This is a genomic window from Paraburkholderia phenoliruptrix, assembly GCF_047325075.1.
GTDB classification, from domain to species: Bacteria; Pseudomonadota; Gammaproteobacteria; order Burkholderiales; family Burkholderiaceae; genus Paraburkholderia; species Paraburkholderia phenoliruptrix.
The window spans coordinates 204,023-218,065 of record NZ_CP168531.1 but is presented as its reverse complement, the minus strand read 5'-3'; the positions used below and the strand labels follow the sequence as shown (position 1 = coordinate 218,065).

Here is a 14,043-nt window from a genome sequence, read left to right as displayed (position 1 = left end):
CATGCACATGCCGCCCGCCGCCAAACATGGCCAATCGATAGCGTGCTGAGCTATCATCCCGCTTCACCGCGGCTCGTAAGCCGCGCGCAAGGTGGCAAAGGCCCGTCTTTTCCGCGATTTGGGCCGCTACCACCTCTGGTACCCTACCGGTTCGCCCTATGTACTCCGTTGGGCGCGTCTCTTTCCCTCTCGCGCGTCAAGGTCGCGCATGCCCGAATCGAACAAAATGGTCACGCGTCGTCCGAACCTCATCATTGCGATCAGTGTCGTGCTGGCCAGCGCAATCCTCGCCATTGCGGTGTGGGTGCTGGCGCAAATGCGCGACGACGCGTTGCGGCGCGCGCAGGACGCGGTCTTCAATGTGTCGCTGCTGGTCGAGCGCGACGTCTCGCGCAATCTCGAGATCTACGATCTGTCGATACGAACCGTGATAGACGGCCTGAAGCAGCCGGGCGTGCTGCAGCTCGATCCCGTGCTGCGTCAGATGGTGCTGTTCGACGGCTCGGCGTCCGCGAAAGACATGGGCTCGATCCTCGTGATCGACGAAACCGGCTATATCAAGTTCGACTCGCAGTTCGTGCCGCCGCGGCACGTCTATCTCGGCGATCGCGACTATTTCAAGGTTCACCGCGATTCGCCCAACGTCGGTCTGTACGTGAGCCACCCGTTCATGCCGCGCACGACGGGCGCTGACGCGAGCATCGGTCTCAGCCGGCGCATTACGAAAGCCGACGGCAGTTTCGGCGGCGTGGTGGTAGGGACCATGCGCCTGAAATATTTCCGCAGGCTGTTCGACGGAATGAACCTCGGCGCGGGCGGGTCGATGGCGCTCATGCTGAACGACGGCACAATGCTGATGCGGCGCCCCTACGATCCGAAGATCATCGGCATCAATCTCACGGGGACGGCGAACTACTCGCGCTTCGTCCAGCAGCCGAGCGGCGATTTCTTCGGCACGGCGGCGATCGACGGTGTCGAGCGCTGGTACGCGTTCCGCCATATCGACATGTATCCGCTGATCCTCGACGTCGCGCTGTCCACGCGCGACATCTATGTCGGCTGGCGGCGGCGGGCCTGGATCATCGGCTCGCTGATCGCCGCGCTCGACCTCACGCTGATTGCGCTGGCCGTGCTGTTCGCGCAGCAGATGCGGCGGCGCCTCGCCGCCGAGGACGAGTTGCGCATGCTCGCGCGCACCGACGGCCTCACGGGCGTCGACAACCGCCGTGCCTTCGAGCAGGCCGTAGAGAACGAGTGGCGCCGCGCGCAACGCCACGGCGGACCGCTTTCCATGCTGCTCATCGACGTCGACAGTTTCAAAGGTTTCAACGACCTCTATGGCCACTCGGCCGGCGACGACGCGCTGATCACGGTGGCTCACTCGATCGCCGGGAACGTGCAGCGCCCGGGCGACACGGCGGCACGCTATGGTGGCGAGGAGTTCGCCGTTCTCCTGCCGGACACCGACGAAGCCGGCGCCACCTCGATCGCCGAGAAAATCCGCGCGGCCGTGGAGGCGCTCGCGATCCGCCACGTCGCGAGTTCGCACCATGTGCTGACCGTGAGCATCGGCGTCGCGACCATGCAGGGCGAGGCATTCTCCACAAGCCGCGGACTCGTCGAGGCCGCCGACCAGGCCTTGTATGCCGCGAAAGACGCCGGCCGCAACCGCGTGTTCTCCTATCGGACGGGGACACCGGCGGGCGGCGGCAGCGTCGTGGTCGTGGCGGGGCGGTGACGCGTCAATAATATTACCCGGGCAATATATTGCGCGTTAATTTAATCCGGGTATAATTCGGCAACTTCCTGAACTGAAGTTTGTCGTGACCACGCATTCGCGCACCTGCACCGCCTTTGAAGGCCACCGTCTGATTGCTTCCGGCACGTTGCCGCCCGTCGCCCTCGCCGTGAGGGAGGTACTCGCGCGCGGCGAGCAGGCGCCTGTGCTTGTTTTCGACGACGCCACCGCCACGCCAGTCGAATTCGATCTGCGTGGCACGGAGGAAGAGATCGTCGCGCGCCTGGTTGAGGCGCAGCACGCCGCTGATCCGGCGAACGACGCAAGCCCCGACGCGGCCGCGGCAGGCGCGCCGCGCGGTCGCGGACGGCCGAAGCTCGGCGTCGTCGCACGCGAAGTGACCTTGTTGCCGCGTCATTGGGACTGGTTGAACGCGCAGCCGGGCGGCGCGTCGGTCGCGCTGCGCAAACTGGTGGACACGGCGCGCGCCGCTGGCGAGCCTCTCGACCGCAGACGCGCCGCGCAGGAAGCGGTCTACCGCTTCATGACCGCGCTGGCCGGCAACCTGCCGGATTACGAGGAGGCGACCCGCGCGCTGTATGCCGGCGACCGGCCGCGCTTCGAAGAAAAAATCGCGCAATGGCCGGAAGATGTTCGCGCATACACGGTGCGGCTTGCGGGAAACGCGTTCGAAGCTCACGCGTGAACCGCAGCGAAGGCGATGGCACGCGCGGCGCAACGCGAGCCGACGCCCGCCAACGCAACTGTTCAGCGCGCGGCGCAAAGCCGCCCCCGTGCAGGCAAAAAAAAGCCGCTCACACTCGGCGAGCGTGAGCGGAAAGTCGGAGAGTTACAACAACATTGCATGCGCTGCCTGAGGTCAACGCAGCGGGAGAAGTCTAAGAGTCGCAGCGCCGCTCTCCTATCGGACGAATCTCAAAGCGAGCGACCGCTTGCGCTGGTTCGCGCTTGCCACCTCCAAGCCCACTCCGTACACTCGCGCGTGTTTCCCGCACGGCGCCGCTTTCACGCGCCGTCGTCCACGAAAAACGCCGAATAGAGGAGAACCCCCGCGATGGCCGATTCCTATTTTCCCCGCTGGCGCCAGCAGCCAGATGCCGTCGAGGGGCGCATCGTCGGTACCGACGAACGCCTTGCCTGGCCGCAGATGTTCGCCATGGGCATTCAGCACGTCGTCGCCATGTTTGGTTCGACAGTGCTCGCGCCGTTGCTCATGGGCTTCGATCCCAATCTGTGCATCTTCATGTCGGGCATCGGCACACTGTTGTTCTTCGTGCTCGTGGGCGGCCGCGTGCCGAGCTATCTCGGCTCCAGCTTCGCGTTCATCGGTCTCGTGATCGCGGTCACGGGCTATGGCGGCCACGGGCCGAACCCGAACATTCCGGTGGCGCTCGGGGGCATCATCGCGTGCGGCGCGGTGTACGCGGTCATCGGGCTGATCGTGTCGGCGGTCGGCACGCGCTGGATCGAAACGCTGATGCCGCCGGTGGTCACCGGCGCGATTGTCTGCGTGATCGGTTTGAATCTCGCGCCGATTGCCGTGCGCGGCGTGAGCAGCAGCAACTTCGATTCGTGGATGGCGCTCGTCACCGTATTGTGCGTCGGCGCAGTGGCGGTGTTCGCGCGCGGCATGCTGCAACGCCTGCTGATTCTCGTCGGCCTGCTGATGGCCTACGTGATCTACGCAATCGTGACGAATGGCCTCGGCATGGGCAAGCCGATCGACTTTTCGATCGTGGCCAACGCAGCGTGGTTCGGCATGCCGCATTTCACCGCGCCCGTCTTCAACATGCAGGCCATGACGCTGCTCGCACCGATTGCGGTGATTCTCGTCGCTGAAAACCTCGGGCATATCAAGGCAGTGAGCGCCATGACGGGACAGAATCTCGACCGCTATATCGGCCGCGCGTTTCTCGGCGACGGGCTCGCCACGGTCGTCTCCGGGTTCGCGGGCGGCACGGGCGTGACGACCTACGCGGAGAATATCGGCGTGATGGCGGTCACCAAAATCTATTCGACGCTGGTATTCGTCATCGCCGCCGTGATCGCGCTCGTGCTCGGCTTTTCGCCGAAGTTCGGCGCGGTGATCCAGACGATTCCGGGTCCGGTGCTCGGCGGCGTTTCCATTGTCGTGTTCGGGCTGATCGCGGTAACGGGCGCGCGCATCTGGGTCGTCAACAAGGTGGATTTCTCGGACAACCGCAACCTGATCGTGGCCGCCGTCACGCTCGTGCTCGGCGCGGGCGATTTTTCGCTCAAGCTCGGCGGCTTCGGTCTGGGTGGCATCGGCACGGCGACGTTCGGCGCCATCATTCTTTATGCGCTGCTCAGAAGGAAGCCGGCACAAGGGCCGGTGGCATGATGGCCGAGGCGGCAGCGGCGCGCAGACCTTTAACGGGAGCCGCCGCAACCGCGTTTCAGGCGGGCGTCATCTGCGGCGCGCGGTCAGCGCGCTCTCCGACAGATCGACTTCGTGCATGAGCTTGTTGAACGTCTCGTCGTTGATGATCTGGCCGCTGCGCAGACTGAGCAACACCTGGCGCTCGGCGCGCATCGCCGAAAGCTTCATGCGAAATTCCAGTGCGTCCGCGCGCCGCGCCATCTCGCGCGGCTCCTTCTCTTCGCCGAGCGCGGTCAGCCGGCGACGATAAATGTCCATGACGCGGGCGGTGACGTCGGCGGCATAGGCGGAAGCCGATTCGTCGAGATTCGTGCACTCCTTGTCATGCAGGTCGTCCACCGCGCGGATCGCCGCTTGTGCCGCCATCGTGCGCGCGAGCGCTTCTTCGGCGGCGTGCGGATCCTTGCCGCGGCGCCATCCGCGCAACAGCAAAGGCAGCGCGATCATGCCGACGACGAGCGACACCAGAATGACCCCGGACGCGATGAAGATCGCAAGGTCGCGTCCCGGCAACGCCGCGCCGCCAGGCAGCGTTTCGGGCAATGACAACACGCCCGCGAGCGTCACCGCGCCGCGCACGCCCGCAACCGTCGTGACGGCGACGGTGCGCAGCCCCGGCACCGCGTTCGCGACGCCGTGCCGCGCTGCACCGCGGCTCGCGAACCAGCGCAGCAGCCAGACCCACACGAAGCGCATCGCGTACAGCGCCGCGGCGACGGCGGCGATATAGCCGATCAGCCGTCCCACTTGCGCGTCGCTCGTCTGGTGCGCGTCGAGCAACGCGCGGCCCAGAATGTGCGGGAACTGCAGCCCCAGCAGAATGAACACCATGCCGTTGAAGACGAACTCGATCATCATCCACGTATTGCTTGCACGCAGGCGCGACGCGACGGGGCCGGAGGTGGCGAGCGTCGTGTAGTTCATCATCATGCCGGCGGCGACCGCCGCGAGAATCCCCGAGAGTTCGAAGCGTTCGGCGATCAGATAGGCGGCGAACGGAATCAGCAGCGTCATGACGACGCCGGGCGCGGGGTCGCCTTCTTCGGCGAGATTCAGGAAGTGCACGGACACGAAGCTGAAGAGCCAACTCACCGCTGCGCCGATGGCGAGGCCGCCGGCGGCGATGATCACAAAGCTGATCGACGCGTCGCGCAGCGAAAAGACGCCGGTTAACGCGGCCGCGATCGCGAACTTCAACGCGACGAGGCCGGACGCGTCGTTCATCAATGCTTCGCCTTCGAGGATATGCATGAGCCGGCCCGGCACCTTGCCTTTGCCGGCGATGCCGGACAGCGCAACCGCGTCCGTCGGCGACAACACGGCGGCGAGGGCGAACGCGACGGGCAGCGGCATCGACGGCACGAGCGCGTGCACGAAGTAGCCGACGGCGAGCACCGTCATGAACACGAGGCCGAGCGCGAGCATCAGGATCGAGCGGCGCGCCATGAAGAATTCGCGCTTCGGAATGCGCCAGCCGTCGGCGAACAGCAGCGGCGGAATGAACAGCATCATGAAGATGTCGGGATCGAACGTGACGTGCAGTCCGAACTTCGGCCACGCGAGCATCGCGCCGATCGCAATCTGCACGAGCGGCAACGGCAAAGGCAGCAGGCGCGTCACGACCCCTGAGGCCGCGACGGCAAGCAGAAGAATCAATACGGTGAAGACGATTTCCATCGGAACGAAGTTGGCGGAGGGCGGCGATGCAAAGGTTGGGCGGGGGGCGCACGAGCGATTCGCCGGCTGAGCCGCGCGGTATGACGCGCACCGGCGTGGATAACGCGAACCAGGAGGCAGGGCGACGAAGCTCGAGCGCGGGCCGTAGACCGCGAGTTTAGCGCGTGATGCCGGCTCACGCAGTGAAGCCGCCAGTCGCGCCGCGCGCCTGCCGAGCCGCCGAGCCGCCGAGCCGCCGAGCCGCCGAGCCGCCGAGCCGCCGAGCCGCCGAGCCGCCAAGCCGCCAAGCCACCAAGCCACCAAGCCACCAAGCCACCAAGCCACCAAGCCACCAAGCCACCAAGCCACCAAGCCGCCGCGCATCCAGCGCCGCCGCGCCTCCTGCACTCCAACGGTGCGCACGCGCCCACGCGTGGCGCACACGCCATATCGCCGGTGCACTCTTTCACGCGAGTTACATCGCTATGTGCGCAAGCGTGCGCATGGAGCTTGCTTAAGCCATATCGATGACGCACATTTTGGAGCAATGGCGCCGTGGGTTGTACGCATCCGCGTTCGGACCGGCCCGGCTCTCGCGTGAGAGGACTGCATGACGATTGCGCAACAGGAAAGGACGGCCACCGCGCCCCACGGCTTCGACGTCGAAGTGACGTCGGGCCTCGAACGCTTTTCGGTGCAGCATGGCGAGCTGACGCTGACGAGCGTGTTTCAACCCATCTTCAGCCTGTCGCATATGCGGGCTGTCGGCTATGAAGGCCTGCTGCGCGCCCATGACATGCTCGACCGGCCGGTGTCGCCGCTCGACGTGTTCGGCGAGGCCGCGCGTATCGGCGACGTATTGCAACTGGACCGGCTCGCGCAAACGCTGCATCTGGAAAACTTCAAGGTGCTCGGCGCCGAGCGCGAGTGGCTGTTCCTCAACGTGCATCCGGGCGCGCTCACCGATCCGTATCTGTCCGCCGCGTTGCTGGCGACGCTCAGGCGCGTCGGCTTGCCGCCGCGGCGCATCGTGCTCGAAGTGCTGGAGCACCGCGCGGAGGACCTCGAACGTCTCGCGGATGCCGTGCGTCAATTCCGCGAGCGCGGCTTTCTGATCGCGCTCGACGACTTCGGCGCCGGGCACTCCAACGTCGAGCGGATCTGGCAACTGAACCCGGATATCGTGAAGCTCGACCGCATCATGCTGTCGCACGCGGCGCATCGCGCGGACATGGCGACGATCCTGCCGGGCCTCGTCGCGTTGCTGCACGAAGCCGGCAAGCTCGTGCTGATCGAAGGTGTGGAAACCGAGCATGAAGCCCAGATGGCGCTCGCCTGCAACGCCGACTTCGTGCAAGGCTTTTTCTTTGGACGTCCGAGCCCGGGCGCGGCCGATGCGACGCATGCCGCCACGTGCATCGGCGAGCTCACCGAGCGCTACCGCGATCAGACCGAAGCGCGCGAGCGCCGCAACGCGAGCCGCCTCGCGCCCTATTTGCGCGCCTTCGAACGCGCGGCGGAGCGGCTTGCGGCCGGCGAGCCGCTCGACGAAGTGTGCTGGAATTTTCTCGGGCTCGACCACGCCGCGCGCTGCTTTCTGCTCGACGCCAAAGGGCGGCAGGCGGGCCGCAACGTCGTGCTGCGCGCCGACCGCGCGGCGCACGAGACGCGCTTTCTCCCGCTCGCCGACGCGCAAGGCGCAAACTGGCTGCGTCGTCCGTACTTTCGCGATGCGATCAATGCGCCGGAACGTGTGCACGTGACACGTCCGTATCTGTCGATCAACGAAGCGCTGCCGTGCGTGACTTTGTCGGTGGCGACGCGCGTCGGCGACAAGACTTGCGTGCTGTGCGGCGATATCGACTGGGTGGAGGAACCGCGCATCTGAGATCATGTCGTTTTTAACGACACCCGTTGCGCTCATGTCCGTTCTGCTTGAAGTCATTGCCACCACCGTTGCCGACGCGCGGCTCGCCGCGCAGGCGGGCGCCGACCGTCTCGAACTCATCACCGCGATGGGCGAGGGCGGGCTCACGCCGAGCCTCGGCCTGATCGAAGCCGTCGTCGAGACGGTCAGTATTCCTGTCAATGTGATCGTGCGTCCTCACAGCCGTTCGTTCGTCTACGACGCCGACGATCATGCGGTGATGTTGCGCGACGTCCGGGCCGTCAAAGCCGCAGGAGCTAACGGCGTGGTGATCGGCATGCTGAACGCGCGGGGCGAGATCGACCGCGAACAGCTCGCGCGCGCGATCGACGCTGCGGACGGCCTCGCCATTACCTTCCATCGTGCATTCGATGAAGTGCGCGATCAGCGCAGAGCATTGGACGTGCTGCTCGGTTTCGATGCCGTGACGAATGTGCTGACCTCAGGCGGAAAGCCGTCGGTGCTGGATGCCGAAGCGACGATTCGCGACCTGGTGCGCGAGGCGTCGGGTTCGCACTGCACGGTGCTGGCAGGCGCGGGTCTGACCGTCGACGCAGTGGCCGGCTTCGTGAACCGGACGCAAGTTCAAGCGGTGCATTTCGGTTCGGGCGTGCGTGTGGGCGGCAACGGGCTTGCGCAGATCGACATCGACAAGGTGGCGCGAGTCAGGGCGCAGCTGAACGCGCAATAACGCCAACCCTAATAAAAAGCCGCTTCATGTTTGCACACGAAGCGGCTTTGCCCTTCATGCAGCAGGCGTTAGAAGCGCACTGGCGCTTATTTCGCGACCACCACCGGAATGCCGCGCAACTGCCCGGCGCCTTTCACTTCCTCCAGCGACTTCTTCACCGACTCACTCGTCGCCGCTTCGATTTGCAAGCGCGCGGCAAGATCGCGCTCGCCGCGCTTCACGCCCGCCAGATTCGCGAGCTTCACATGCCCATACCCGCGCACGCGTGCATGCAGGTCGGCGAGCTTTGCGACGTCTTCGAGATTGCCCGCGTCGAGCTTCGCGAGCGCGCGCTGCAGCGTGGTTTCGTAGTCGTCGGCGAGTTGGCGCTCCATCTTGCGTTCGAGCGTGCGGCCGAACGGATCGAGCATCGTGCCGCGCAGCCCGCGCGCTCTGGCGAGTACGCCGAGCACCGGCCATAGCCATTGGCCGAAGGTTTTCTTCGTCGGATGCGCGCCCTCGTGCGCACGCGTAAGCGTCGGCGGCGCGAGATTGAATTGGATGCCGAAGTCCTTGCCCGCGACACCTTCGAACTGCGCCTCGAGTGCTTCGCGGAACGCGGCATCCGTGTGCAGGCGCGCCACTTCATACTCGTCCTTCACTGCGAGCAGACGATAGAAGGTGGTCGCCACCGCGCGCGTCAGACGCTCGCTGTGTGCGTCGACGGCATGCTCGGCGCGGCGCGCGGCATCGACGAGCGCGCCATATCGCTTCACATAGCTCGCGCCGCCGTAAGTTTGCAGACGGCCCTCGCGATGGGCGATCAGTTCATCGAGCGTATCGACACGCACACCTGGCTTCACTGCGTGCCGCGCCTGCCACAGCGATTCCAGCGCGGCGGGATCTTCGGCAGCGAGCCGGCCGATGGAGAACGCCAGTTGATTCATCTGCACTGCGACATTGTTCAGCTCGATGGCCCGCATCAGCGCACCGAACGACACCGGCACGAGACCCAATTGCCACGCGAAGCCCAGCATCAGAATGTTCGCGCCGATCGTGTCGCCGAGAAAACGCGTGGCGAGCGCCTGGGCGTCGCACGTCGACAGACGCTCCGCGCCGGCGGCGTGGCGCATCTTGTCGATCAACGCGTCGGCGTGCAGCGTCGCGTCCGGGTTCGTCACAAAGGTCGCATTCGGAATCGCATGTGTGTTGACGACGATGCGCGTGCGGCCATGACGCACCGTCTGCAACGCATCGGCGCTCGCGCCGACCACCATGTCGCAGGCGAGCAGCACGTCCGCTTGTTGGGTGTCGATACGCACCTGATTGAGCCATTCGTCGCGCGCGGCGAAGCGCACGAACGACAGCACCGAGCCGCCTTTTTGCGCGAAGCCCATGAAATCGAGCACCGACGCGCTCTTGCCTTCCAGATGCGCGGCCATGCTGATCAATGCGCCGACCGTCACCACGCCGGTGCCGCCGACACCCGTCACCAGAATGTCGTACGGCGCGGCGTCCAGATGCGTTGCGGGCAGCCGCAATGCGTTGACGCGTTCGGCCAGGGCTTGCGGGTCGAATGCGACGCCCGCGGCTTTCTTCAGCTTGCCGCCTTCCACCGTCACGAAGCTCGGGCAGAAGCCGTTCACGCACGAGTAGTCCTTGTTGCACGACGACTGATCGATGCGGCGCTTGCGCCCGAGCGCCGTTTCGACCGGCTCCACCGACAAACAATTGGACTGCACGCCGCAATCGCCGCAACCTTCGCAGACTTCCTCGTTGATAAAGAGGCGCTTGTCCGGATCGGGAAATTCGCCCTTTTTCCGGCGACGGCGCTTTTCCGCCGCGCACGTCTGGTCGTAGATGAGCACGGTCACGCCGTCCGTGTCGCGCAACTCGCGCTGCACGGTGTCGAGTTCGCTGCGGTGATGGAAGGTGGTGCCCTTCGGAAACAGATCGTGATGGCCGTCGTATTTCTCGGGTTCGTCGCTGACCACGACGAAGCGCGACACGCCTTCGGCTTCCACCTGACGCGCAATTTGCGGCACCGAAATGCTGCCGTCGACGGGCTGGCCGCCCGTCATCGCAACCGCATCGTTATAGAGGATCTTGTAGGTGATCGTGGCCTTAGCGGCGACCGCCTGGCGGATCGCGAGAATGCCCGAATGAAAGTACGTGCCGTCGCCGAGATTCTGGAACACGTGGCGCGTTTTCGTGAACATCGAATGCGAGGCCCAGTCCACGCCTTCGCCACCCATCTGAATGAGGCCAGTGGTGTCGCGCTCCATCCATGAAGCCATGAAGTGGCAGCCGATGCCCGCCTGCGCGATCGATCCTTCAGGCACTTTCGTCGACGTATTGTGCGGACAGCCCGAGCAGAAATACGGCGTGCGCTTCACGCTGTCGGCGGCATTGGAGAGAATTTGCGGCGCGACGAGATCAACCACGCGTTCGCGGCGATCGAGCGCGGGCTTGTGCTTCGCGAGCCAGTTGGCGAACACGGGCAGAATGCGCGAAGGCCGCAATTCGCCGAGCGACGAGAGCAGCATGCTGCCGTCTTCTGCATGCTTGCCGATCACGACGGGTCGCGCGCCTTCTGCGCGGTTGTACAGATAGTCCTTGATCTGCTGCTCGATGACGGGACCTTTCTCCTCGATCACCAGCACCTCGGACAGACCGGCGACGAACGTGTCGATGCGCGTCATTTCCAGCGGGAACGACAAGCCGACCTTGTAGATGCGCACGCCCGCCGCGTCGAGGTCCGCGACGGTCAGATCGAGGCGCCGCAGCGTTTCCATCAGATCCAGATGCGCCTTGCCGCACGTGACGATGCCGACATTCGCCTGCGGACTCGGCGCGACCCATTTGTCGATACTGTTGGTTCTTGCAAAGTGGCGCACCGCGTCGAGCTTGGCGTGCATTCGCGCTTCGATGGTGAGGCTCGGCAGATCGGGCCAGCGGTTATGCAGGCCGCCCGCCGGCGCGACGAAATCTTCGGGCGCGGTCCATTCGGTGCGCAGCGCGTCGAGGTCGACGGTCGAGCCGGATTCCACGGTTTCGGAAATCGCCTTGTAGCCGACCCACGCGCCCGAGAAGCGCGACAGCGCCCAGCCGTACAAGCCGAATTCGAGCATGTCCGCGATATTCGATGGATTCACCACCGGCATGTGCCAGGCCATCATCGCGAAGTCGCTTTGATGGGGCATCGACGACGACACGCAGCCGTGGTCGTCGCCCGCTACGACCAGCACGCCGCCGTGCGGCGAGGAGCCGTACGCGTTGCCGTGCTTGAGCGCGTCGCCCGCGCGGTCCACGCCCGGGCCCTTGCCGTACCACATCGCGAACACGCCTTCGACGGTGCGCTCCGGGTCTGCTTCCACGCGCTGCGTGCCGAGCACGGCGGTGCCGCCGAGTTCTTCGTTGATGGCGGGCAGAAAGCGCACGTCGCTCGCCTGGAGCAGCTTCTTCGCCTTCCACAATTGCTGATCGACCATGCCGAGCGGCGAGCCGCGATAGCCGCTGATAAAGCCCGCGGTGTTCATGCCGCGCGCCTTGTCGAGCGCGCGCTGCATGAGCGCGAGCCGTACCAGCGCCTGTGTGCCGGTCAGGAAGATGCGCCCGCGCGTGGCGGTGAGATTGTCGGACAGCTTGTAGTCGGCGAGAGCGGGCGTGCCGTCGATGGGCAGGCGAGCGGTCATGGGTGAGTCTCCGTAATTGGGCATTCGGCGCGCGCGGGTGGGACCGCGAAAGTCGCGCAGCGAAAGAGACTCTATTTTTTAGCGCCAATCAGAGTGGATTTTTTCTACTTTACCGACGCGAGCGCGAATAGGCGCGAAGAGCGGCGCGTTTTCCCGCGCTTTTGAGATAGATATGCCACGTGAAGGGCGAATTCGGGTATGCCCTGGGTGTCCTGCAGCACAGCGGCAAGCGACGCAGGGGCGGCCCGCCTTCGCCGCCCTGGTGCGTTTATGGACGAACACTCGCGCCGACCGGCGCTTCGTCGAGCGGCACGATCTCGTGAAAATGCGCGTAGTCGATATGGCTCACGCCGTTCTGCTCGCTCATGATGTCGACGAAACGGTGGTGCCAGTAGATCTGGTCGCACGACCACATGTGGCGCGCCTGCATGGTTTGCGACGTCGATTCGTCGACGCCTTCGAGCGTGAGCAGCAACGATGTGTCGCGCGCCTTGAGTGTTTCAGCCGTTTCGCCGAAGAGCGGACTCGTTTCGTCGATCACATGCATGACCGTCCAGCCGAGTTTGAACACCGGATGCTGGTCGCGCACGAGCGTCAGGTCGTGAAGCCGGCGCAGCGTGTAGCCTTCCGCCGTGGTTTCCCGCCGCAGGATGCGCAGCCGCGCACGCGCTTCGGCGATCACGTTCTGACGTCCGTTGGCGGAGCGCACCATCAGCGTCATGCGGCCGTCGAGCGGCCGGATGATCGCGTAGCGCGCGAACATGATCTTGGCGTGCGGACGCGAGAAGCGCGCGAAAATCAGCCCCGTTGCCAACGCAATGCCCGACATCCCGACGAATATTTCCAGCGTCGCGATCGAATGCGCGTAGACCGTTTGCGGATGCATGTCGCCGTAACCGACGGTGGCGAGCGTTTCGACGCTGAAGAAAAACGCGCCTCCGAAGCCAGGCGGATACTGATTGGCAATGGGTGCGTCGCCGAGCATATAAAGCGTGGCGAAGGTGGTGTTGAGCAGCATGAACAGCACCGCAAGCGAGACAAAGAAAGTCGGCCAGCGGACGTCCAGCGCACGGTGATAGAGGTCCTGCCAGAACGGCGTCGGCATGCCGTGCGCAACGACTACCCGATCGTCGAGACGCAGTTCGCGGCTGCCGCGCATGCGGCGTTTTTGCGCGCTGCTTTCAGCGTCGCCGATGCCGGGAAAACGGTCGGTCGGTTCGGTTGCCATCGCGTGCTCATGGAATAAAAACGGCGCAAGCGTAGCACGGCGCGTTGCTCGCCGAACGCGGCCCTGGCTCCTGCCTTGCGACCTGCGAGCAATGTTTCAGGGAAATGCGCGCGGCTTCGGGATGCCGGCGCCGTGCTCGATGTCGTCGACGGCCTGCTGATGGGCCGCGGCAATCGCCTCGGCTTCGTCGCCGTAACCTTCGTCGCCGCCGACCGTGGTCCACGGCTTGACTGCTTTCTCGCGATGCCGGATCTCGTACTCCGCGTCCCAGCGCGCGCCGCTGAGTTCGATGGGGCGGACGTGAATCGAGTACACGCCGTAGAGGAAGAGCTGTTCAACCATGATCGCCTCCGACCATTGCGTTCAGGCGGCGCGGCGCGCGAGACACGAGCGCCGCGACGCACAGCCTAGAGTTCGAGTTCCCCGAGTATCCGATGAGCGAGCGCCTTGGCTTCTTCCAGCGCCTCGCCCGGTGTGGACGAGGTGGCCTCCACTTCGTAGACCGTGGTTTCCTGGTCCTGCCTCGCTTCGCCTTCGTCGCGCGCGAGTGTGACCACGCCTTGCCAGGTGTCCCGATCGAGCTCTCTTACCGACGCGGTGGCCGTGTAGATGCCTTTGGTGTAGGTGATGTCCTCCATGGCGTCGCTCCTCGTTCCAAAGGTTGCGGTGTTTTCATGCTAGCACGGCCATCGCGCGTCGGCTGGCGG

General features: G+C 65.1%; 10 protein-coding genes. 5 read left to right on the top strand and 5 right to left on the bottom strand.

What is annotated here, in order from left to right; translation table 11 throughout:
• Positions 1–208 precede the first annotated feature (208 nt).
• From ACEN8U_RS12900 to ACEN8U_RS12890, 3 genes are all read left to right on the top strand, one after another.
• Complete coding sequence (locus tag ACEN8U_RS12900; RefSeq protein WP_310104764.1) at positions 209–1,738, top strand: sensor domain-containing diguanylate cyclase; 1,530 nt, start codon at positions 209–211, stop codon at positions 1,736–1,738.
• An 85-nt stretch (positions 1,739–1,823) separates the two neighbouring features.
• Positions 1,824–2,444 (top strand): DUF2239 family protein, encoded by a 621-nt coding sequence (locus ACEN8U_RS12895; RefSeq protein WP_310104766.1) that lies wholly within the window; start codon positions 1,824–1,826, stop codon positions 2,442–2,444.
• A gap of 369 nt (positions 2,445–2,813) precedes the next feature.
• Positions 2,814–4,121, top strand: coding sequence for a solute carrier family 23 protein (locus tag ACEN8U_RS12890; protein ID WP_310104769.1), 1,308 nt, complete (start codon positions 2,814–2,816; stop codon positions 4,119–4,121).
• A gap of 66 nt (positions 4,122–4,187) precedes the next feature.
• On the opposite strand, the gene ACEN8U_RS12885 is transcribed toward ACEN8U_RS12890, so the two are convergent.
• Entirely contained in the window at positions 4,188–5,837 is a 1,650-nt protein-coding gene (locus ACEN8U_RS12885; RefSeq protein ID WP_310104772.1) for a Na+/H+ antiporter, read from the bottom strand.
• Positions 5,838–6,426: 589 nt separating this feature from the next.
• Here ACEN8U_RS12885 and ACEN8U_RS12880 point away from each other — a divergent pair.
• A complete protein-coding gene (locus ACEN8U_RS12880) occupies positions 6,427–7,704 on the top strand; it encodes an EAL domain-containing protein (RefSeq protein ID WP_013586889.1) in 1,278 nt (425 codons plus the stop codon).
• A 34-nt stretch (positions 7,705–7,738) separates the two neighbouring features.
• A complete protein-coding gene (locus ACEN8U_RS12875) occupies positions 7,739–8,434 on the top strand; it encodes a copper homeostasis protein CutC (RefSeq protein WP_041744855.1) in 696 nt (231 codons plus the stop codon).
• Positions 8,435–8,520: 86 nt separating this feature from the next.
• Here the strand turns inward: ACEN8U_RS12875 and ACEN8U_RS12870 are convergent, their stop codons facing one another.
• The 4 genes from ACEN8U_RS12870 to ACEN8U_RS12855 form a co-directional block, all read right to left on the bottom strand.
• A complete protein-coding gene (locus ACEN8U_RS12870; RefSeq protein WP_310104777.1) occupies positions 8,521–12,108 on the bottom strand; it encodes an indolepyruvate ferredoxin oxidoreductase family protein in 3,588 nt (1,195 codons plus the stop codon).
• 268 nt (positions 12,109–12,376) lie between these two features.
• Complete coding sequence (locus ACEN8U_RS12865) at positions 12,377–13,336, bottom strand: ion channel (protein WP_015001440.1); 960 nt, start codon at positions 13,334–13,336, stop codon at positions 12,377–12,379.
• 96 nt (positions 13,337–13,432) lie between these two features.
• A complete protein-coding gene (locus tag ACEN8U_RS12860) occupies positions 13,433–13,678 on the bottom strand; it encodes a hypothetical protein (RefSeq protein ID WP_013586893.1) in 246 nt (81 codons plus the stop codon).
• 65 nt (positions 13,679–13,743) lie between these two features.
• The gene (locus ACEN8U_RS12855; RefSeq protein ID WP_013586894.1) at positions 13,744–13,974 is read right to left on the bottom strand and encodes a hypothetical protein; all 231 of its coding nucleotides are present in this window, start codon (positions 13,972–13,974) and stop codon (positions 13,744–13,746) included.
• Positions 13,975–14,043 lie beyond the last annotated feature (69 nt).